The sequence below is a fragment of the Nonomuraea sp. NPDC026600 genome, assembly GCF_040638335.1.
Taxonomy (GTDB): domain Bacteria; phylum Actinomycetota; class Actinomycetes; order Streptosporangiales; family Streptosporangiaceae; genus Nonomuraea.
Genome location: NZ_JBEZYD010000040.1, coordinates 36443 through 57415 on the forward strand (window position 1 = coordinate 36443; position 20973 = coordinate 57415).

The window sequence follows — 20973 nt, forward strand, 5'->3', positions numbered from 1 at the left end:
TGTCTCGGCTCAGAGCGACGAACCAGCGAGAAACTGCTTACCCATTGAGGAACTCAGCACTAGGTGATGCGGGTGGCGACGACCTCGATCGCGCGCATCGTGGTGGACTTGCCGGCGCCGTTGGGCCCTAGAAAGCCGGTGACCTGACCCGGCCGTACGGAGAAGGACAGGTGGTCGACGGCGGTGACGCCGCCGTAGCGTTTGGTCAGCTCCCGTATCTCGATCACGTGGTCAACGCTAGGGACGGGCGCTTCGGCGCACGACCACCCTGGGTCTGGTCTTGGCCGCCCAGCGTGTCAGCCTCAGGTCTTACGAGCCCCCGCCTGTGGTGGGTGGGTCCACTACGCGGATGCGTACCGCGCGGAACAGCGCGGGCGTGTCCTTGAGCACGGCGAGCTTCGGGTCGGGGACGACGAGGAACGGTTCGGCCTCCAGCGCCAGCAGGCCGGCCAGGCGGCGGTCGGCGCGCAGCGCGTCCACGGCCCTGCGGTCGCCGCCGAGCACGACCGCGTCCAGCTCGCCCTGGCACGGCGACAGGACGCGCAACACGGTCTCGGCCGCCGCTTCGAAGGCCTGGCCCGCCTGGTTCTGTCTGCGTCGGGCGAAGCGCTGCTGCGACCACCCGCCCGCCGCGGTACGTCCCTGGACCAGCCGCGACCCGACCTTGGACGTCACCAGCCGAGACCCGTGGAACAGGCCCGCCGCGTAACCACCCATCCGCACCAGGATGACCCCCACGTGCCGCTCCGCCCGCGCGTGGGCGACGAGCCTGCTCACGTACGGCGGCCCGACCTGCAGAGGCGGGAAGGGCGCATACAGCTCCGCCAGCGCCCCGTCGGCGGCCATCAGGCGCACGACCCGCTCGTCACCGGCGGCCTCGAACGGGCCATGCCGGTCGGCGAAGCCGTCGATCCACGGGTGCACGCGCTCGGGCACCACGGACACCCACCGCCCGCCGCCCTTCGCCGGTCGCGCACTCATGCCGGAAGGCTATCTGAGCGGTGACCGCAGCCACGCTTCCCTGGGGTCGGGAACTCCGTGGGAAATATCGGTGAATTTCGTTTCAAGCCCCTTCTGCCCGACGTGGCGCGCCCCCATCATCGCTACGTGTCCTCCCTGCTCACCAGCCCCGTCGTGGACCTCGACACGGGAGCCGTCATCGCACGCCCGGCGGTCATCGACCCGGCGGGCTACCTCCGGGCCGATCCGCTGCCCATGGTGCTGGAGCTGCCCATGCGGATCGTGCTGGCGGGCGCGGGCGCGCTGGCTCCGCTGCACGAGGCGATGCGGCGGTCGGGCAGGCACCCGCGCGAGGCCATCGTGCTGCTCACGGGCCCGTGCGGGCCGGCCGACCGGCCGGTGCTGAAGGTGACGCTCGACGGGCTGCGCAACCTCGGCTATCTGCTGGGCTTCAGCGACGTGGGCACGGAGAGCGTGCCGCTCGACATCATCGCGGACGCCTCCCCGTACCTGCTGGCCCTGGCCCCGGAGCCGGCCGGAGGGCTGCCGGGCGACCGCCGTCCGGCGGCGGTGGCCCGGGCGGTGGTGGCGCTGGCCCGCGGTCTCGGCGCGCACGCGCTGGTCGCGGGGGTCGAGCACGAGGCGCAGCTCGCCGCGGTGCGCGGCTGGGACGTGCGGCTGGCCTGCGGGCCGCTGCTGAGCCCGGGACCCGACGGGAAGGTACGGGTGCCGCTCCCGGCCGCCGGGGAGCCGTCCGTCGGCGCACGGCTCGGGCCGCGCGTGCAGGAGCTCCTGCTGCCCGCCGTGACGCTGCCCGCCGGGGCGAAGGCGGAGGAGGTGATGGCGGCCTTCGGGCAGGAGCCGTCGATCACCAGCGTGATCCTGGTGGACGAGTACCAGCGGCCCAGGGGCAGCCTCGACCGCAGCCGGTTCCTGCTGTCGTTCGCGGCCCGCTACGGGCATGCGCTGCACGGCTCGAAGCCCGCCCAGCGGCTGGCCGACCCGCCGCGCACGGTGCCGAAGACCACCCCCGCCGTGGCGGCCATGCAGGCGGCGGGCCGGGACTCGGGCCGCGTCTACGACGACCTGGTGGTGACCGACGAGCTGAACCGCTGCCTGGGCATCGTGCGGGTGTCGGACCTCATCCGGCAGGTGGCCTGGGCAGAGTGATCGCCGAGCCGTGTACCTAGAGCCAGCCCTGGGTCTTGGCGCGCTGGACGGCCTCGATGCGGTTGCGGGCGTGCGTCTTCTGGATGGCCGACGACAGGTAGTTGCGTACGGTGCCCTCCGACAGGTGCAGGTGGCGGGCGATGTCGCCGATGGTGGAGCCGTCGGCCGCGGCGGCCAGCACGTCGCGTTCGCGGGCCGACAGCGGGTTGGGCCCCGCGCTGAGCGCCGCCGCCGCCAGTCCCGGGTCGATGACCCGCTCCCCCGCGTGTACGCGCCTGATCGCCGCCGCCAGCTCGCGGGCCGGGCTGTCCTTGACCAGGAAGGCCACCGCGCCCGCCTCCATGGCGGTCCGCAGGTAGCCGGGGCGGCCGAACGTGGTCAGGATCATCACCCGGCAGCCGGGCACCTGCGCGGTGATCCTGGCGCCCGCGCTGAGGCCGTCCATGACGGGCATCTCGATGTCGAGCAGGGCGATGTCCGGGCGTTCCTGGAGCGCGACGGCCACCGCCGCCTCGCCGTCGGCCGCCTCGCCGACGACCTCGATGTCGGGCTCCAGGCCGAGCAGCGACGCCAGCGCGCCGCGTACCATGCCCTGGTCCTCGGCCAGGATCACCCGGATCACGCCGCCGCTCCCGCGGGGACCAGCACCCGCAGCCGGAAGCCCGCCCTGGCTCCCGGGCCCATCTCCACGGTGCCGCCCGCTCCGCGCACCCGCTCGGTCAGGCCCTGTAAACCGCTGCCGAGCCGGAGCGGCTCCTTGCCCTGCCCGTCGTCCATGATCTCCAGGATGGCGTGTTCGCCGTCGTACGTCACCTCGATCTCGCAGCGACGCGCCCGCGCGTGCCGTACGACATTGGTGGTGCCCTCACGCACCGCCCACCCGAACAGGCCGTCGAGCAGACCGGGCAGCGGCGTGCCCGAGACCCGCACCAGCGGCTCCACGCCCGCGGCCCGCAGCACGGACCTGGCGTTGTCCAGCTCTTCGGGCAGGCTGCGCTGGCGGTAGCCGGTCACGGCCTCGCGCACCTCCGTCAGCGCCTGCCTGGCCACTGACTCGATGTCCTGGATCTCCTTGAGCACCCGTGGGGAGTCCTCGGCCAGCCGCCCGGCCAGCTCGCTCTTGAGCACGATCAGCGAGAGGCTGTGGCCGAGCAGGTCGTGCAGGTCGCGGGCGATGCGCAGCCGCTCGTCCGCCGCGGCCAGCCGGGCCACCTCGCCCTGCGCGTCGCGTAGCCGCTGGGCCAGGACCCTGGTGTTGCGTACGCCGATGAACAGCACGCCCAGCGTGACCACCTGGAGCCCCAGTATGACAATGGTGGTGCCGTCATCGTTGTGCAGCAACCCGCAGCCGACGACGACCGCCAGCATGGCGACGATGCCGAACCCGGCCCGCCGGGGCGAAAGGATCATGGAGAAGAGCACCGTGGTGTAGACGGGCAGGCTCAGCCAGCCGGAGCCGAAGACCAGCGCCGAGCCCACGGCCAGCGTCGTGGTGAGGGCGAGCAGCGGGTAGGTCGACGGCGACCGCTCATGGTAGCTGTGCGGGCTCATGACGGTCGCCAGGTAGGAGGCCACGAACGCGAACAACGACACCCCCGCCCAGACGGCCTTGGTGCCGGTGATCTCCCCGGTCAGGATCTCCGCCACCGGGAAGACCAGGTAGACCATCCCGAAGGAGATCCCGAACAGCCGCCGGTAGCGGGACGAGTCCTCTCCCGTCCCGCCGAAGGTCATCCGGTTGGTCCAGCTCATGCCCGAACAGTAGCCCGCCGGTAGGCGTACGCGGCGGCGCCTCCGAGCACGGCCGCCCACGCCACCACGATGAGCACGTCGGACATCGGCACGCCGTTGCCGGCGATGACGTTCCAGCCGAGATTGGCGTAGTGGTAGGAAGGCATGAAGTGGGCGAGGGTCCGCATCGTGCCGCCGATGGCGTCGACGGGGAACCAGAGTCCGCCGAGCAGCGACAGGGCGAACATACAGATCATCGCGGCGGGCTGGGCGGCGTCGGCGCTCAGCAGCGAGCCGATGAACAGCCCGAGCGCGATGAACGGGATCGTGCCGATCCACAGCGACAGCAGCAGCGCCAGCCACTGGCCGAGCGGCATCGACACGCCCTGCTGCAGCACGGCGGCCGCGCTGACCAGCAGCAGCGACGGCAGCACGAGGAGCATCGCGGCACCGAGCTTGGTGACGATGATCGCCCAGCTCGGTAGCGGGGTGATCTGCAACTGGCGCAGCCAGCCGGACTGGCGCTCCTGCGCCCAGGGCACGGCCGAGCTCATCATGGACGAGGCGAGCGCGCCGTAGGCGGCCATCGACACCAGCAGGTAGGTGCTCATCCGCACGCCGCCGGCGTCCTTCTGGTCGCCGTAGATGTTGGCGTTGATCAGGTAGAACACGACGGGGAACAGCACCACGAAGATGATGTAGCGCCGGTTGCGCAGCATCCGCAGCGCCTCGATCTTGGCGTAGTAGAGCATCAGGACTCCCTGGTGAGGGCGAGGAAGGCGTCCTCTAGGTCGGCGCCGGAGAGCTGCAGGTCGCGCACGTCGAGCGTGGTGCCCCGGTAGAGCCCGGCGAGGGTCGCGTCGGTGTCGGCGGTACGCAGCGTGGCCGTGCCGGCGGCGACCTCGACCGCGGTGACGCCGGGCAGCAGGTCGAGCCCGGCCGCGGGCTGCTCGCCGAGGGTGAAGCGGACGGCCTGGCCGCCGACGTCCGCCTTGATCTGCGCGGCGGTGCCGTCGGCCACCACCTTGCCCCTGGCGATGACGATCACCCGGTCGGAGTGCTCGTCGGCCTCCTCCAGGTAGTGCGTGGCGAACAGCACGGTTCTGCCGCCCGCCGCGTAGCCGCGCATGCTCTCCCAGAACCGCAGCCGCGACTCCACGTCCATGGCCGCGGTCGGCTCGTCCAGCAGCAGCGCCTTGGGCGCGCCCGCGATCGCCAGGGCGAACCTGACGCGCTGGGACTGGCCGCCGGACAGCTTGTTCGCGCGCCGCTGCACCAGGTCGGTGAGGTCGGCCAGCTTGAGGATCTCCTCCAGGTCCAGCGGCTCGGGGTACAGCTTGCGGACCAGCTCGATGAGCTCCTTGACCGACAGCTCGGGGATGAGCTGGCCGCTCTGCAGCATGGCGCCCATCTGGCCGGCCGCCACGGCCTGGCGGGGCGTGCGGCCGTACACGCTGACCGTCCCCCTGGACGGTCGCAGCAGGCCGAGCAGCATGTTGATGGAGGTCGACTTGCCGGCGCCGTTGGGCCCGAGCAGGGCCACGGTCTTGCCGGGCTCTATGGAGAGGGATACATCGTCGACGGCAAGGACGTCCCCGTAGTCCTTGCTGACGTGGTCGAACACGATGGCGTTCATGAGGTCAACGGTAGGTTCGTGGATCTTGCCTGGTTAGTGCGTTACCTCCGGGGTTGGCGGTGACATTTGTCAGGCGACGCGCCGCACCAGTCCCGTGTCGAGGCTGTAGTAGGCGCCGACCACGGTGGTGGCCTTGCCGGATAACAGGGCGTCGGCTCTCAGGCTCGCTACCGTGCCCACGATGTGCGCGCGGACCATCGCGTCCACCTCGCCCCCGGCGCCGGTGTAGACGGGTTCGAGGGCGGCGACGATGCTGGGCAGCTCGCCGGGCAGCGTCTCCTGCTCGCTCAGCGCCCTGGCCGCGGCGGAGATGGCGCCGCAGCGCTGGTGTCCCAGGACGACGACGAGCCTGGCGTGCAAGGCCTGCGGACCGAACTGAACCGCCGCGGTGACGAGCCGGTCGACGGTGTGCGCCGCCGTACGCACGACGAGCAGATCGCCCAGTCCGGCGTCGAAGACGACCTCGGGCGGCACCCGCGAGTCGATGCACGACAGCACCACCGCGTGTGGAGACTGGCCCGCCGCCACCTGCCTCCTGCGGTCGGGATCCTGGCGTGGACGGCGGGACGCGCCCGCCGCCCAGCGCCGGTTGCCGCGCTGCAACGAAGCCCACACCTGCGACGCCGCAGCATCGCAGAAGGGGAGATAACGGTTGGCAAGCGATTCGTCACGCACAGCTATGTGATTCCCGGACGGGACATCACCTAGCGGACAGACCTCACAGGCGGCAGGCGTAGATGTCGGTGGCCAGGATGGCCCTTGCCCCGATCTCCCAGAGCTGGTCCATCACCTGCTGGTGCCCGCGCCGCCGGACCATCACGCGGACGGCGACCCAGCCCTCGCGGTGCAGCGGCGAGACCGTGGGCCCCTCCATCCCGGGCGTGAGCGCGATGGCCTCCTCGATCCGCTCGGCGCGGATGTCATAGTCCATCATCACGAAGTCGCGGGCGTGCACGACGCCCTGCAGGCGGCGCACGAGCTGCTCGATGCCGGCGTCCTCCCCGTTGCCCTGCTGCTTGATCAGCACGGCCTCGGAGCGCATGATCGGCTCGCCGAACACCTCCAGGCCGACGTTGCGCAGCGTGGTGCCGGTCTCCACGACGTCGGCGACCGCGTCGGCGACGCCCAGCCTGATGGCGGTCTCGACCGCGCCGTCGAGCTTGATGACGCGGGCGTCGACGCCGGACTCGGACAGGTATTTGCCGAGCACGCCGGCATAGGAGGTGGCGATGCGCAGGCCGTCGAGGTCCTTGACCGACGTCATGGCACCCGCCTTGGCGGCCAGCCGGAAGGTGGAGCCGCCGAAGCCGAGCGGCATGATCTCCTCGACGGGGGCGCCGGAGTCGACGCGCATGTCCCGGCCGGTGATGCCGGCGTCGAGCATGCCCTCGCCGACGTAGACCGCGATGTCGCGGGGGCGCAGGAAGAACAGCTCGCAGCCGTTGTCCTCGTCAACGACGACGAGCTCCTTGCTGTCCCTGCGGGACCGGTAACCGGCCTCTTTGAGCATGGTCTGGGCGGCCTCACTGAGCGCGCCCTTGTTCGGTACGGCCAGACGCAACATGGCTGTGTGTCCTCGATGTCTCGCGGGCTGGTGGGTGTACGGGCTGACGGGCGCGGTGCGCCCTAGAGATGCTTGTACACCTCGTCCAGCCCGATGCCCTTGGCGAGCATGAGCACCTGAACGTGGTAGAGCAGCTGGGAGATCTCCTCGGCGGCTCGGTCACTCGACTCGTGCTCGGCGGCCATCCAGCTTTCGGCGGCCTCCTCGACGACCTTCTTGCCGATGGCATGGACGCCGGCGTCGAGCGCGGCCACGGTGCCCGAGCCCGCGGGCCGGGTGCGTGCCTTCTCTGACAGCTCGGCGAACAGCTCTTCGAAGGTCTTCATGATCTCTCTCGTCGGTCGGCAGGCGTGCGTGACAAGCCTAGTCTGCGCGCACGGGTAACCGGCCCGCTGTCCGCCACGCGAGACGATCGGGCGGCTATAGCGCACTGTTGACTCCCACATCTTACTCATCTATTGTCACACGGGCTAAATCCATTAATTGCAGCAATTTTTAGCGGTATATGGAGACTTGGTGTCGACGGAAAGTCCCTTTCCACATTCGCTCCGTGTCCTACTAAAACCGGAAATACTACGTAATCCAGCTCCTGTCTATGCCGCCTGGCGTGAAACGGACCCGTTCTTCTGGTACGGCGAACTCGGCACCTGGGTGCTCACCCGACATGCCGATTGCGCCACCGTACTCAAGGGCCTGGACCGCTTCACCTCCGACTGGCGGCGGCTCGGCGAGCGAACGCCCGCCGAGCTGGTCATGTTGCAGACCGTCGATCCACCCGACCACCCGCCCGTGCGGCGGCTGCTCACCGCCGCCTACCGGGCCCAGGACCACGCGGCGCTGGCCGAGCGCACCTCGGAGCGGGTACGGCGGCGCCTGGCCGGGCTGGCGGGCGCCGAGTTCGACTTCGTCCACCAGCTCGCCATCCCGCTGACCGTGGAGACGATCTGCGAGGTGCTGGGAGTCGATCCCCCGGATCTCGACTGGCTCGACTCCGTTTCCCCGCCCGTCATCGACACCATGGACGGCGGCCTGCGCCCCGAGGTGATACCGGCGGGCATGGCCGCGCGGGCCGAACTCGACGAGTTAATGGAACGCTGGATGGTCGACCATCATCCGGACGGCATGTTCGCGTTTATCAGTGAGCGTACCCATGAAGCCGATCGCCGGCTGGTGCTGAATTCGCTCCGATCGACCTTCCACGCCGGCTTCGAATCCTCTGCCCGGTTGCTGACGCTCTCGCTCCTCGCCCTGACTGACAATCCTGGCAGCATCCACGAATTCTCCAAAAATCCCGATTTAGCGGTTGAAGAGTTGATCCGCTACACCAGCCAGGTCCAGGTGCTCGCCCGCGGCTGCCTGGCCGACACCGAAGTCGGCGGCAGAAAGGTCCGCGAAGGAGAGGGCGTGACGCTGATCATCGGGGCCGCCAACCGCGACCCGGCCGTCTTTCCCGACCCCGACGTCCTGCGGCTGGGCCGTTCCCCCAATCCCCATCTCGGCTTCGGCCGCGGCCTGCACGCTGTCTGGGCGCCGGTGTCGCCGCGATGCAGACCTGGGCGCTGTTCACGGAGCTCGCCCGCGGCTACCCGGGCGTCCGGCCGCGCGCCGAACCGGTGATGTGGGACAGCGGCACCCTGCGAGGGGTCCGGACTCTGCCCGTAGACCTGGGGAGGTGATCCCCCATGCGGTACGCCTACTGACCGAAGGGTCGCCGTGGCCCGGGCCGGCCACGGCGACCGACATCACCTGGGGGGAACTCGATGAACCAGCCGGCGGCCGCTCGAGCCCGGTACCGTGACGCGCTGGCCGTGCCCGAGTTCCGGGCGATCTTCCTGTCGCACGTCATCTGCATGCTGGGCACGATCGTGACCCAGTTCGCCCTGACCGTGCTGGTCTACCGCCAGACCCGCTCGCCCTTCCTGGCCGCGCTGGTGTTCACCGTCGCGTTCGTCCCCTACCTGTTCGGTGGCGTGCTGCTGTCGGCGCTGGCCGATCGGGTGGCCGTCCGGCGCCTGCTGGTGGGCTGCAACCTGACGACGGCCGCGCTGGCCGCGGCGATGGCGGCGCCCGGCTCGCCCGTCGGCGTCGTGCTGGTGCTGGCGTTCGGGATGGGCCTGGTGGCCCCGGTCTTCGCGGGCGCGCGGGCGGCGCTGCTGCCGCGCATCCTCAACGGCGACGTCTACATCGCGGGCCGCAGCCTGTTCCGGCTGGTGGCGCAGGGTGCGCAGGTGGGCGGGTTCGCTCTCGGCGGGCTGCTGCTCATCGTGCTGACGCCACGCGCCGCGCTCCTTCTGAACACCGGCGCCTTCCTGGCGTCGGCGGCGCTGCTGGCCGTCGGGGTCAAGGCCCGTCCCGCCATCGCCTCGGCCACGTCGCTCTCGCTCGTCCGTGACTCGCTGGCGGGGCTGGGGAAGGTCTTCCGGCTGGTACGGCTGCGCCGCGTGCTCGTGTTCGGCTGGGCCGTCCCCGCCATCGGGGTGACGCCCGAGGCGCTGGCGGCGCCGTACGCCCAGTCGGCCGGATTCGGGACCGTGGGGCTGGGGCTGCTCATGTCGGCACTGCCGGTCGGCACGGTGCTGGGTGAGGTGCTGTGCCTGTGGATCCCCTCGCCCGCCCGCCGCCTGCGGCTCGTCGTGCCGCTGGCGCTGCTGATGTTCCTGCCGCAGCTCGCCTTCGGCCTGCGTCCCGGGCTGCCGCTCGCGGTCGGGCTGCTCGTGCTGTCGGGTATGGGGCTGGCCCACCACCTGGGCCTGGACCAGCTCCTCATGGACGCGGCCCCGGAGCCGGTGGTGGGCAGGGCGCTGAGCATCCAGACGGCGGGCTTGATGTTCTGGCAGGGCATCGGCTTCGCCGTGGCGGGCTCGGCCGCCCAGGTGGTCCCGCCGCCGGTGGTCATCACGGCCGGTGCGGTGGTGGGGCTCGCCCTGGTGCCGCTGCTCCGGCCCCGCTAGTACCCCCTCAGCACGCGAAAATGGCGCTGCCCGCCGTACCCCCGCGAAAGGGGTACAGCGGGCAGCGCCGTATGTCGGTCAGCGGCGGGTCACCGGTGACCCGCCGGTGTCAGCGGTCGAAGCGGCGGCTGGTGCCGCTGCGGAAACCACCGTTGCCACGGTCGTCGGAGCGGACGGGACGGTCGCGGTCGGCCGTGACCGGACGGCCACGGTCGCCAGCGGGAGCGCGGGTGCCGCGGTCGTCCGAGCGGAAGCCGCCGCCCTGACCACGGTCGTCGGAACGGAAGCCGCTCTGACGGTCGTCCGAGCGGAACCCGCCCTGACGGTCGTTCGAACGGTAGCCGCCGCCCTGGCGGTCGTCGGAGCGGGGGCCGCTCTGACGGTCGTCGGAGCGGTAGCCGCCACGCGGGGCGTCCGAGCGGGGTGCGCGGTCGTCCGAGCGATAGCCGCCGCCACGCGGGCCACGGTCACCGCCGCGGAAGCCACCGGCCTGGCCGCGGTCGTTGTTACGGTCGTCGCCGGTCGTACGGGGCTCAGTCGCGCCGCCCTCGGCGTGCCGGCGCGGGTAGCGGTCGTCACCGTCGTGGCGACGGGGACGCCGGTCGTCACCCGCGACGAAGGGGCGCTGGCCGTCCTCGTGGCGGCGCGGACGGCGCTCACCGTCGAACTCGCGGCGCGGACGGCGCCCGCGACGGTCGGAGCCACTGTGGCCGCCTTCGCGGCGGGGGCGCAGCGGCTTGCGGACGTCGGGCTCCCAGACGGGGACGGGCTCGCCGCTCGGGACGCGGGCGCCGGTCACCTCGGACAGGCGCGGGTTACCCGGCTCGGCCTTGAGGCGGAACGGGTGGATCCCGGCCCTGCGGGTGAGCTGGTCGGTCGAGCGGCGCTCGCTCGGCAGCACCAGCGTGACGACGGTGCCCTTCTCGCCCGCGCGGGCGGTGCGGCCACCGCGGTGCAGGTAGCTCTTGTGGTCCTGCGGCGGGTCGACGTGCAGCACGAGGCTGATGTTGTCGACGTGGATGCCGCGCGCCGCCACGTCGGTGCAGACCAGCACGTTGACGGAGCCCTCGCGGAACTCGGCCAGGATGCGGGTGCGCTGGTTCTGGCGCTTGCCGCCGTGCAGGCCGCCCGACTTGATGCCGACGCGGGCCAGCTGCTTGCACAGCCGGTCGACGCCGTGCTGGGTGCGGACGAAGATGATCGTACGGCCCTCGCGGTTGGCGATCTCCGCGGTGACGTCGAACTTGTCGTCGCGGGTCACCTGGATCACGTGGTGCTCCATGAGCTCGACCGGGGAGGTCGCGGGCGCCACGGAGTGCGTGATCGGGTCCTTGAGGAAGCGCCGCACCAGCTTGTCGACGTCGCCGTCGAGCGTGGCGGAGAACAGCAGCCGCTGCCCGTCGGCCGGGGTCTGCGCGAGCAGCTCGGTGACGACGGGGAAGAAGCCGAGGTCGCACATGTGGTCGGCCTCGTCCAGGACGCTGACCTCGATGTCGCCCAGCGAGCACTCGCCCTGCCGGATGAGGTCGCCCAGGCGGCCGGGGGTGGCGATGACGACGTCGACGCCGCGGCGCAGCGCCTCGATCTGCTTGCCCATCGACATGCCGCCGACGATGACCTTCATGCGCAGGCCGAGGCCCCGGCCGAGCGGCTCAAGGGCGTCGTGCACCTGGAGCGCGAGCTCACGGGTGGGGACGAGGATCATCGCGCGGGGGCGGCCCGGGGTGGGCCGGACGCCGGCGATGCGGGCCATGAGGGGCAGGCCGAAGGCGAGGGTCTTGCCGGAGCCGGTCTGGCCGCGGCCGAGCACGTTGGCGCCGGTGAGGACGTCGGGGATCGTCGCGCTCTGGATGGGGAACGGGCTGGCTATGCCCTGCTTGGCCAGCCCGGTGACGAGCGGCTTCGGCAGGCCGAGCAGCTCGAATTCGGACTGCCCCGGCTCGGGGGTGCTCTCGTTGAGCTCGGGCAGGACAGCGTCAAGCATGGTCACGAACTTCGTGCCTTTCAGTCAGAGTGGCGCGTCACTTCTGCGAAAAGGACGAGCCGGGACGTACGGCAGAGCCGTACTTTCATTGCGAGGCGCGGATGGTCGGCATCCGCTGGGTGGGGACTGGCCCGGAGGACGGGCCGTCTACGCGCACCCAATTGCCGGCCGCAGGCGGCGTGAAACGCACATCGGTGCGTCAGGTGCACGTGTTGCCAACACGGGGAAGACACCATGTATTCCCCGGGCTTCGGCAGGCTGAAGCGGCTGACACCAAGATGCCAGCCGTACAGCAATGATCAGACGTTGAAGCCTAGCATACGAAGCTGCTCGCGCCCTTCGTCAGTGATCTTGTCCGGTCCCCACGGCGGGAGCCAGACCCAATTGATCTTAACATCGGAAACCATGCCCTCGAGCGCGGAATGCGCCTGATCCTCGATGACATCGGTCAGCGGGCAGGCCGCGCTGGTCAGCGTCATGTCGATGGTGGCCACCGGCCGGGCGCCATCGGCGGGGTCGAGGTTGAGCCCGTAGATCAGGCCCAGATCGACGACGTTGATGCCGAGTTCGGGGTCGACGACGTCCTTGAGCGCCTCCATGACCTCATCGACGGTGGCCTCACCATCGAACCCGGTCGGCGTCTCCACCGGCTTGCTCATCGCGCAGCACTCCTCACAACAGCGTCCTTGTAGGCCATCCACGACAGCAGCGCGCACTTGACGCGCGCGGGGAACTTGGCCACGCCCGCGAACGCCACCGCGTCACCGAGCACGTCCTCGTCGGCCTCCACCTTTCCCCTGCCTTGCATGAGGCGGGTGAACTCGTCGACCACGGACAGCGTGTCCTCGACCGTCGAGCCGGTGGTCAGCTCGTGCAACACCGAGGCGGCGGCCTGGCTGATCGAACAGCCCTGCCCGTCGTAGGAGACGTCCTCGATCTTGCCGCCGTCGCCCAACTTGACCCGGAGCGTGATCTCGTCGCCGCATGTGGGGTTCACGTGGTGAACCTCGGCGTCGTACGGGTCACGCAGCCCCCGCCCCTGCGGGTGCTTGTAGTGTTCCAGGATCAGTTCCTGGTACATCGACTCGCCGATCATGGCTATGCGAACACCTTCTGAACATGATGGAGGCCGCGGACCAGGGCGTCGATCTCGGCCGTGGTGTTGTACAGGTAGAACGACGCCCGGGTGGTCGCCGGTATTCCGAACCTCAGGTGGAGCGGCCGGGCGCAGTGGTGCCCGACGCGTACGGCGATGCCGAACTCGTCGTCGAGCAGCTGGCCGACGTCGTGCGGGTGGATGCCGCCGAGCGTGAACGACAGGATGGCGCCCCGCTGGTCGAGCGAGTCGGGCCCGATCAGGCGCAGCGTGGGCACCTCGCGCAGCGCGTCGAGCGCGTAGGCCGTCAGGCCGCGCTCGTGCGCCTCGATGGCCTCCATGCCGAGGCCGGTCAGGTAGTCGACGGCCGCGCCGAGACCGATGGCCTCGACGATCGGCGGCGTGCCCGCCTCGAACTTGTGCGGCACCGGCGCGTACGTCGAGTGGTCCATCCAGACCGCCTCGATCATCTCGCCGCCGCCCAGGAACGGGGGCATGGCGTCGAGCAGCTCGGCCCGGCCCCAGAGCACCCCGATGCCCGAGGGACCGACCATCTTGTGGCCGGTGAAGGCGACGAAGTCGGCGCCCAGCTCGGCCATGTTCACGGCGTGGTGCGGGACCGACTGGGAGGCGTCGAGCATCACCAGCGCGCCCACCTCACGGGCCCGGCGCACCACGTCGGCCACCGGGTTGATGGTGCCGAGCACGTTGGACTGATGCGCGATCGACACGATCTTCGTGCGCTCAGTGATCAGTCCTGAAATATCCGAAATATCGAGGCGACCGTCATCCGTGACACCGAACCACTTGAGCGTCGCGCCGGTGCGCTGCACCAGGAACTGCCACGGCACGATGTTGGAGTGGTGCTCCATCTCGGAGATGACGACCTCGTCGCCGGGGCCGAGAGTGAAGCGGGGGTCGGTGTTGACCGGGTTGCCGAAGGAGTAGGCGACCAGGTTGAGCGCCTCGGAGGCGTTCTTGGTGAAGATCACCTCGTCGCGCGACGGGGCGCCGATGAACTCGGCCACCTTGTCGCGCGCGCTCTCGTAGGCCTCGGTCGACTCCGCGCCGAGCACGTGCATGGCACGCCCGACGTTGCTGTAGTGCATCGCCAGGTGCTCGCGCATGGTCTCGACGACCGCGGTGGGCTTCTGGGAGGAGTTGCCCGAGTCGAGATAGACGAGCGGACGCCCGCCGGGCAGCTCGCGGGAGAGAACCGGGAAATCCTTCCTGATCCTCTCCACGTCCAAGCTGGTGGAAGTCATACAGATGCCTTCGTGTACTGCTCGTAGCCCTCGGCCTCGAGCTTGTCGGCCAGCTCCGGCCCGCCCTCCTCCACGATCTTGCCACCGGCGAAGACGTGCACGAAGTCGGGCTTCACGTACCGCAGGATGCGGGTGTAGTGCGTGATCAGCAGGATGCCGGTGTCGCCCGAGGCGCGGAAGCGGTTGATGCCCTCGGACACCACGCGCAGCGCGTCGACGTCGAGCCCGGAGTCGGTCTCGTCGAGCACCGCGATCTTCGGCTGGAGCAGCTCCAGCTGGAGGATCTCGTGGCGCTTCTTCTCGCCGCCGGAGAAGCCCTCGTTGAGGTTGCGCTGGGCGAACTCGGCGTCGATGGACAGCGCGTCCATGCCGCTCTTGAGGTCCTTGGCGAACTGGCGCAGCTTGGGCGCCTCGCCGCGGACCGAGGTGACCGCGGTGCGCAGGAAGTTGGAGACCGACACGCCGGGGACTTCGACCGGGTACTGCATGGCGAGGAACAGGCCGGCGCGGGCCCGCTCGTCGACGGTCAGCTCCAGCAGGTCGACGCCGTCGAGCAGCACCTCGCCGCTGGTGATGGTGTATTTGGGGTGCCCGGCGATGGCGTAGGCGAGGGTGGACTTGCCGGAGCCGTTGGGCCCCATGATGGCGTGGGTCTTCCCCGACTGCACGGTGAGGTTGACGCCGCGCAGGATTTCCTTGTCCTCGACGGCGACCTTCAGGTCACGGATCTCAAGGGTGGACATGTGTTTTATGACTCCTTCGAGAGCGAGACGAGGACGTCGTCGCCGTCGATCTGGACTGTGTAGACGTTCACGGGTCTGGTGGCGGGCGGCCCGGTGGGTTTGCCGGAGCGGACGTCGAAGCACGAGCCGTGCAACCAGCATTCGAGTGTGCCGTCGTAGACCTCCCCCTCGCTGAGCTTCACCTCGGCGTGGGAGCAGACGTCGTGCAGGGCGAACACCTCGCCGCCCTTGCGGACCAGCGCGACCGGGGTCTCCCCCACCTCCACGCCGATCACTCCGCCGTCGGGGATGTCCTCGACCTTGCACACCTTCTCAAGACTCATCGCGCGAGCTCCGCCTCCACCGCGTTCAGCACGCGATCACGGATCTCCGCCACCTGGATCTTCTCGATGAGCTGGCCGAGGAAGCCCTTGATGACCAGGCGGCGGGCCTCGTCGAAGGGGATGCCGCGAGCCTGCAGGTAGAAGATGTGCTCGTCGTCGAGGCGCCCGGAGGCGCTGGCGTGGCCGGCGCCGGCCACCTCGCCGGTGAGGATCTCCAGGTTGGGCACCGAGTCGGCGCGGGCGCCGTCGGTGAGGATCAGGTTGCGGTTGAGCTCATAGGTGTCGGTGCCCTCGGCCTCGACCCTGATGATCACATCGCCGATCCATACGGCGTGCGCGTCCTCGCCCTGCAGGGCGCCGCGGTAGTCGACGTTGCTCTTGCAGTGGGGCTGCGAGTGGTCGACCAGGAGGCGGTGCTCCAGGTGCTGGCCCGCGTCGACGAAGTAGACACCGGACAGGTCGGCGTCGCCGCCCGGCCCGATGTAGGACACGCTCGGCGACAGGCGCACCAGGTCGCCGCCCAGGGTCACCACGAAGCCCTTGAACGTGGCGTCCTTGGCGAGCTGGGCGTGGTGGTGGGAGACGTGCACGGCGTCGTCGTCCCAGTCCTGCAGGCTGACGACCTTGAGCGTGGCACCGTCGCCGACGACGAACTCGATGTTGTCGGCGTAGACCGCGCTGCCCTGGTGCTCGATGACGACCACGGCCTCGGCCAGCGGCTCCAGCACGACCACGATGTGGCCGTAGGTGACCCCGTCGCTGCCGCCGCCGCGCACCTCGATGCGGATCTCCTCGGCGGGCACCGCCTCCTTGGGCACGGTCACGACCAGCGCCTTCTCGAAGGCGTTGTAGGCCTGCGCGCTGACGCGGTCAGCCGGCACGTACGCCTTGCCGATGCGCGCGTCCTCGCGCCCGACCCACTCGGCGGTGACGCCCGCCGGGATGTAGGCCTGGGTGAGCACCCGCCCGGTGATCTCCGCCTTGCCGCTGTGCAGGCCCTTCAGGCGCGAGAGCGGCGTGAAACGCCACGCCTCTTCGCGCCCCGTCGGGACCTCGAAGTCGTCCAGGGCGTAGGACGCCTTCTCGTGCAGGGTCGACAAGGGCTTTTCGGTCAGGCCCATCAGCCGACGGCTCCTTCCATCTGCAGCTCGATGAGGCGGTTCAGCTCGAGGGCGTACTCCATGGGGAGCTCGCGCGCGATCGGCTCGACGAAGCCGCGCACGATCATCGCCATCGCCTCGTCCTCGCCGAGACCGCGGCTCATGAGGTAGAACAGCTGGTCCTCGCTCACCTTGGAGACCGTGGCCTCGTGACCCATCGAGACGTCGTCCTCGCGGACGTCGACGTAGGGGTAGGTGTCGGAGCGGCTGATCTGGTCGACCAGGAGCGCGTCGCACTTGACCGTGCTGGCGCTGCCGTGAGCGCCCTCCTCGATCTGGACCAGACCGCGGTAGGAGGTACGGCCGCCGCCGCGCGCCACCGACTTGGAGATGACGGTGGAGCTCGTGTGCGGAGCCAGGTGCACCATCTTGGAACCGGCGTCCTGGTGCTGGCCCTCGCCCGCGAAGGCGACGCTCAGCGTCTCACCCTTGGCGTGCTCGCCCATCAGGTAGACGGCCGGGTACTTCATGGTGACCTTGGAGCCGATGTTGCCGTCGATCCACTCCATGGTCGCGCCCTCGTAGGCGACGGCGCGCTTGGTGACCAGGTTGTAGACGTTGTTGGACCAGTTCTGGATGGTCGTGTAACGGCAGCGGGCGTTCTTCTTCACGATGATCTCGACGACCGCGGAGTGCAGCGAGTCGGAGGAGTAGATCGGCGCGGTGCAGCCCTCGACGTAGTGGACGTAGCTGCCCTCGTCGACGATGATCAGCGTCCGCTCGAACTGGCCCATGTTCTCGGTGTTGATCCGGAAGTAGGCCTGAAGGGGGATCTCGACCTCGATGTTCGGCGGCACGTAGATGAACGAGCCACCGGACCACACGGAGCTGTTGAGCGCGGCGAACTTGTTGTCGCCGACCGGGATGACCGAGCCGAAGTACTCCTTGAAGAGCTCCTCGTGCTCCCTCAGGCCCGTGTCGGTGTCGACGAAGATGACGCCCTTCTCCTCGAGGTCCTCACGGATCTTGTGGTAGACGACCTCGGATTCGTACTGGGCGGCGACACCGGCGATGAGACGCTGCTTCTCCGCCTCGGGGATGCCGAGCCTGTCATAGGTGTTCTTGATGTCGTCGGGCAGCTCGTCCCAGGAAGCGGCCTGCTTCTCGGTCGAGCGCACGAAGTATTTGATGTTGTCGAAGTCGATGCCCGTGAGGTCGGAACCCCAGGTGGGCAGGGGCTTCTTGCCGAACAGGCGGAGGCCCTTCAGGCGAAGGTCGAGCATCCACTCCGGCTCGTTCTTGAGCGCGGAGATGTTGCGCACGACCTCCTCCGACAGGCCGCGCTTGGCCACCGCTCCTGCGGCATCCGAGTCGGACCAGCCGAACTTGTAATTCCCGAGGCCTTCCAGCTCCGGGCGGTCGGTGACAGTCACCTTCCGGTCTCCTTGCTTTTGTCGCTATGGGTGGCCCTGCTCGTTGCAAGGCCCAGCGCGTGCGGGCTCACATGGGTGGTGCAGACCCCGTCGCCGTGCGCGATCGTGGCCAGGCGCTGCACCGGGGTGCCGAGCAGTTGCGCGAACGCCTCTGTCTCGGCCTCACACAGCTGCGGGAACTCCGCCGCCACGTGCGCCACCGGGCAGTGGTGCTGGCAGAGCTGGTCGCCGCCCGACTTGGCCTTGGTGGCCGAGGCGGCGTATCCCTCCGCCGACAGCGCCTGCGCCAGCACCTGTACGCGCTGGTCGGCCGGCACCGTCAGCATGACCGGCTCCAGCCGCCGCACCAGGCCGGCCACCTGCGAACGTGCGAAGTCGGTCACTGCCTCTTCGCCCACGCGCTCGGCCAGGAAACGCAGCGCGCTGCCGGCCAGGTCGTCATAGGCGTGCTCGAAGGCACTGCGCCCCGCGTCGGTGATGGCGAACAGCTTGGCCGGTCGCCCTCGTCCGCGCTGTCCGCGCGGCCGTACAGTACGAGGCTCGATCATCCCGTCGGTCAGCAGCGCGTCAAGATGACGGCGGACGGCGGCGGGCGTGAGCCCGAGCCGCTCGCCCAGCGCGGCCGCCGCGACAGGACCGTGCTCAAGGATCAGCCGAGCGACCCGGGCGCGGGTGCCGCGCTCGTGTCCTGGCTCGATCGACGTGGGCACGTTTTTCACAACATCAGTGTGCCGTAATTCCTTCCCTCTTCACAAATGGATCCAGGAAGACGGGGAATGGAATTTCTCACGCAGGGTAGGCTTACCTAACTCGGCCGACGACCAGGAACGCCACCGCCGAGCAGGCGATGAGCGCCAGCATCACCGAGGCCATCGGCACTGCCGTGCCCGCGCCCACCAAACCGACCAGCGGCGCGGCCAAGGCGCCCAGCGCGAACTGGAGCACGCCGAGCAGGGCGGAGGCACTGCCCGCGATCTGCTGCGGCTGGCTGGCCAGGGCCAGCGCACCGGTGCCCGGAAGCACCAGGCCCTGGCCGCACATGATAACGAACAGCGCGGCGACGATGCCCGCCAGGCCCAGATCGAGAACGGCGGCGGCCAGCAGCAGCGCCCCGCCGGCCAGGGCCACGCACAGACCGGTGACCACCAGGCGGGCCGGCGCCACCCGCCCCGAGAGCCGCCCGCCGACCTGGGCCATGAGGGTCAGGCCGAGCGCGTTGAGGCCGAAGATGAGCGAATACTGCTGCGGGGTGGCGTGGTACACCTCCTGCAGCACGAACGGCGAGCCGGAGATGTAGCCGAACATGGCGGCGAAGGCCAGCCCTGCGGTCAGCGCGCCGCCCATGAACGAGCGATCGCGCAGCAGCCGCCAGAAGACGCGCACGGTGTGCCTGAGGCCACCGCTCTCCCGCTGGTGCGCGGGCAGCGTCTCGCGGACCCCGCCGAGCATGGCCACGAGCAGCACGACCCCGGCGATGCTCAGCGAGACGAACACGCCGCGCCAGGAGGTGAAGGCGAGCAGTTGCGCGCCCGCGATCGGGGCCAGGATCGGCGCGAGGCCGCTGACGAGCATGAGCGTGGCGAAGATGCGCGCGATGGCGGCGCCGTCGTAGAGGTCGCGGACGACGGCCCGGACGATGACCAGGACCGCGCCGCCGAGGATGCCCTGCAGCAGGCGGAACACGATGAGCACGGGCACCGAGGGGGCGAAGGCGCACAGGAGTGAGGCGAGCGCGTACCCGGCCACGCCCACGATCAGCGGCAGCCGCCGGCCACGCACGTCGCTCACCGGTCCGGCGACCACCTGGCCGACGGAGACGCCGATGAGGCAGGCGGTCAGCGTCAGTTGTACCTGCGCGGGGGTGCTGAGCAGTTCGCCGGTGATGGCGGGCAGCGCGGGCAGGTACATGTCGATCGAGAGCGGGCCGATGGCCGACAGCGCTCCCAGGACGATCAGCAGAAGTCCGCGGCGGTTTTCCTTGACTACAGGTGACGTGATGACTGGCGTGGCTTCTGCCACGGACATGCGTGAACCCCTCTCCCTCGCAGGCGTGTGACCCACGAGGGCCGAGGGGTGTAACCAAGATCCGGTCTGCCAGATTCCCGATTATGGGATGTTTAACTGATTTCGCGGAGTTGGATCACGGACAGTGCCGCTCCCTGCGGGTCGGTGAGCATCGCGAACCGTCCCGGAGGCGCGTCCATGGCGCCGACGAGGATCGTGGCCCCCGCGCGCTCGGCCGCGGCGACGGTGGCGTCGAGGTCGGCGACGGCGAAGTACGTCATCCAGTGGGACGGCGTCTCGGGCGGGTACTGCGGCGCCATCTCGATCATGCCGGCGATGCTCGTCTCCCCGCTGTGCCATTCGGTGTACTTCACGCCCTCCATCTCCTGAAGGTGCGGGGTCCAGCCGAAGACGGCCGAGTAGAAGCGCTCCGCGGTGGCGACGTCGCGGGTGACGAGCTCGTTCCAGCAGAAGGAGACCGGCTCGTTGACCAGTTCGGCGCCGTTGTGCCGACCGGCTTCCCAGATCGAGACGAACGACCCGTCGGGCGACTGGAAGACGGCCATGGTGCCTTCCTCGAACACCTGCATGGGCTCCATGACGACGGTCCCGCCCGCGTTCTTGACCCGGTCGGCGGTGGCGGCGGCGTCTTCGGTGGCGACGTAGGTGTTCCAGGTCGCGGGCATGCCCTCACCGAAGACGGGGCCCACGCCGCCGACCTTCTTGCCGTCGTAGGTGAACTGGCCGTAGCCCCCGGCCGCCGGGTCGTCGATCATCTCCGCCCGCCAGCCGAAGACCTCGTCGTAGAAGCGGACGGACGCCTCGACGTCGGTGCTCGACAGATCCACCCAGCATGGAACGCCGGGCGCATAGCCACTGCGTTGTGACATGGCAACATCCTGTGATGTGGACGTCACTCTCAGACTTTCACTCCTGGTGGGGACTTTCCGAGAAATGGCCGGGTCAACAGCTGTCCATATCCGGCCAAGATCCGGCCTCGCGGGGCACCGGGC

At 69.8% G+C, this 20973-nt stretch carries 22 protein-coding genes and 1 pseudogene; 3 read left to right on the forward strand and 20 right to left on the reverse strand.

Features of this window, described 5'->3' with window-relative positions:
• Positions 1-86: 86 nt before the first annotated feature.
• A pseudogene (locus tag AB0F17_RS53245) lies at positions 87-227 on the reverse strand (ATP-binding cassette domain-containing protein); the annotation flags it as partial.
• 82 nt (positions 228-309) lie between these two features.
• Complete coding sequence (locus tag AB0F17_RS53250; protein WP_358040713.1) at positions 310-981, reverse strand: acVLRF1 family peptidyl-tRNA hydrolase; 672 nt, start codon at positions 979-981, stop codon at positions 310-312.
• A 126-nt stretch (positions 982-1107) separates the two neighbouring features.
• On the opposite strand from AB0F17_RS53250, the gene AB0F17_RS53255 reads away from it, so the two are divergent.
• Positions 1108-2130, forward strand: a complete 1023-nt coding sequence (locus AB0F17_RS53255; protein WP_358040716.1) for an EAL domain-containing protein — start codon at positions 1108-1110, stop codon at positions 2128-2130.
• A gap of 16 nt (positions 2131-2146) precedes the next feature.
• Here the strand turns inward: AB0F17_RS53255 and AB0F17_RS53260 are convergent, their stop codons facing one another.
• The 7 genes from AB0F17_RS53260 to AB0F17_RS53290 form a co-directional block, all read right to left on the reverse strand.
• Positions 2147-2752 carry a response regulator transcription factor gene (locus tag AB0F17_RS53260; RefSeq protein ID WP_358040719.1) on the reverse strand — a complete coding sequence of 202 codons (606 nt, stop codon included), beginning with the start codon at positions 2750-2752 and terminating at the stop codon, positions 2147-2149.
• Entirely contained in the window at positions 2749-3882 is a 1134-nt protein-coding gene (locus AB0F17_RS53265; protein WP_358040722.1) for a sensor histidine kinase, read from the reverse strand. The genes AB0F17_RS53260 and AB0F17_RS53265 overlap by 4 nt, the downstream gene beginning before the upstream one ends.
• Positions 3879-4613 (reverse strand): ABC transporter permease, encoded by a 735-nt coding sequence (locus tag AB0F17_RS53270; protein WP_358040725.1) that lies wholly within the window; start codon positions 4611-4613, stop codon positions 3879-3881. Before AB0F17_RS53270 ends, AB0F17_RS53265 begins: the two co-directional genes overlap by 4 nt.
• The gene (locus AB0F17_RS53275) at positions 4613-5497 is read right to left on the reverse strand and encodes an ABC transporter ATP-binding protein (RefSeq protein WP_358040727.1); all 885 of its coding nucleotides are present in this window, start codon (positions 5495-5497) and stop codon (positions 4613-4615) included. Before AB0F17_RS53275 ends, AB0F17_RS53270 begins: the two co-directional genes overlap by 1 nt.
• Positions 5498-5566: 69 nt before the next feature.
• Complete coding sequence (locus AB0F17_RS53280; RefSeq protein WP_358040730.1) at positions 5567-6112, reverse strand: carbonic anhydrase; 546 nt, start codon at positions 6110-6112, stop codon at positions 5567-5569.
• Between the two features lie 103 nt (positions 6113-6215).
• Complete coding sequence (gene hisG / locus AB0F17_RS53285; protein ID WP_214636288.1) at positions 6216-7061, reverse strand: ATP phosphoribosyltransferase; 846 nt, start codon at positions 7059-7061, stop codon at positions 6216-6218.
• A 62-nt stretch (positions 7062-7123) separates the two neighbouring features.
• Complete coding sequence (locus AB0F17_RS53290; protein WP_214636287.1) at positions 7124-7387, reverse strand: phosphoribosyl-ATP diphosphatase; 264 nt, start codon at positions 7385-7387, stop codon at positions 7124-7126.
• A 325-nt stretch (positions 7388-7712) separates the two neighbouring features.
• Here AB0F17_RS53290 and AB0F17_RS53295 point away from each other — a divergent pair, with 325 nt between their 5' ends.
• Both AB0F17_RS53295 and AB0F17_RS53300 read left to right on the forward strand, forming a co-directional pair.
• The gene (locus tag AB0F17_RS53295; RefSeq protein WP_358040733.1) at positions 7713-8678 is read left to right on the forward strand and encodes a cytochrome P450; all 966 of its coding nucleotides are present in this window, start codon (positions 7713-7715) and stop codon (positions 8676-8678) included.
• 143 nt (positions 8679-8821) lie between these two features.
• A complete protein-coding gene (locus tag AB0F17_RS53300) occupies positions 8822-10012 on the forward strand; it encodes an MFS transporter (RefSeq protein WP_358040736.1) in 1191 nt (396 codons plus the stop codon).
• 109 nt (positions 10013-10121) lie between these two features.
• On the opposite strand, the gene AB0F17_RS53305 is transcribed toward AB0F17_RS53300, so the two are convergent.
• The 11 genes from AB0F17_RS53305 to AB0F17_RS53355 form a co-directional block, all read right to left on the reverse strand.
• Positions 10122-11996 (reverse strand): DEAD/DEAH box helicase, encoded by a 1875-nt coding sequence (locus AB0F17_RS53305; RefSeq protein ID WP_358040738.1) that lies wholly within the window; start codon positions 11994-11996, stop codon positions 10122-10124.
• Positions 11997-12295: 299 nt separating this feature from the next.
• A complete protein-coding gene (locus AB0F17_RS53310; protein ID WP_358040740.1) occupies positions 12296-12655 on the reverse strand; it encodes a metal-sulfur cluster assembly factor in 360 nt (119 codons plus the stop codon).
• Positions 12652-13092, reverse strand: a complete 441-nt coding sequence (gene sufU, locus AB0F17_RS53315; protein WP_214636282.1) for a Fe-S cluster assembly sulfur transfer protein SufU — start codon at positions 13090-13092, stop codon at positions 12652-12654. The genes AB0F17_RS53310 and sufU overlap by 4 nt, the downstream gene beginning before the upstream one ends.
• 2 nt (positions 13093-13094) lie before the next feature.
• Positions 13095-14357, reverse strand: coding sequence for a cysteine desulfurase (locus AB0F17_RS53320; RefSeq protein WP_358040744.1), 1263 nt, complete (start codon positions 14355-14357; stop codon positions 13095-13097).
• Positions 14354-15100 carry a Fe-S cluster assembly ATPase SufC gene (gene sufC / locus AB0F17_RS53325; RefSeq protein WP_358040747.1) on the reverse strand — a complete coding sequence of 249 codons (747 nt, stop codon included), beginning with the start codon at positions 15098-15100 and terminating at the stop codon, positions 14354-14356. Before sufC ends, AB0F17_RS53320 begins: the two co-directional genes overlap by 4 nt.
• 5 nt (positions 15101-15105) lie before the next feature.
• Positions 15106-15423, reverse strand: a complete 318-nt coding sequence (locus AB0F17_RS53330; RefSeq protein ID WP_214636280.1) for a non-heme iron oxygenase ferredoxin subunit — start codon at positions 15421-15423, stop codon at positions 15106-15108.
• The gene (gene sufD, locus AB0F17_RS53335; RefSeq protein WP_358040750.1) at positions 15420-16544 is read right to left on the reverse strand and encodes a Fe-S cluster assembly protein SufD; all 1125 of its coding nucleotides are present in this window, start codon (positions 16542-16544) and stop codon (positions 15420-15422) included. Before sufD ends, AB0F17_RS53330 begins: the two co-directional genes overlap by 4 nt.
• Entirely contained in the window at positions 16544-17956 is a 1413-nt protein-coding gene (sufB, locus tag AB0F17_RS53340) for a Fe-S cluster assembly protein SufB (RefSeq protein ID WP_358040753.1), read from the reverse strand. The genes sufD and sufB overlap by 1 nt, the downstream gene beginning before the upstream one ends.
• Positions 17953-18666, reverse strand: coding sequence for a metalloregulator ArsR/SmtB family transcription factor (locus AB0F17_RS53345; protein ID WP_358040938.1), 714 nt, complete (start codon positions 18664-18666; stop codon positions 17953-17955). The genes sufB and AB0F17_RS53345 overlap by 4 nt, the downstream gene beginning before the upstream one ends.
• Positions 18667-18757: 91 nt before the next feature.
• Complete coding sequence (locus AB0F17_RS53350) at positions 18758-19981, reverse strand: multidrug effflux MFS transporter (protein ID WP_358040755.1); 1224 nt, start codon at positions 19979-19981, stop codon at positions 18758-18760.
• 92 nt (positions 19982-20073) lie between these two features.
• Positions 20074-20850, reverse strand: coding sequence for a VOC family protein (locus AB0F17_RS53355; RefSeq protein ID WP_358040758.1), 777 nt, complete (start codon positions 20848-20850; stop codon positions 20074-20076).
• Positions 20851-20973 lie beyond the last annotated feature (123 nt).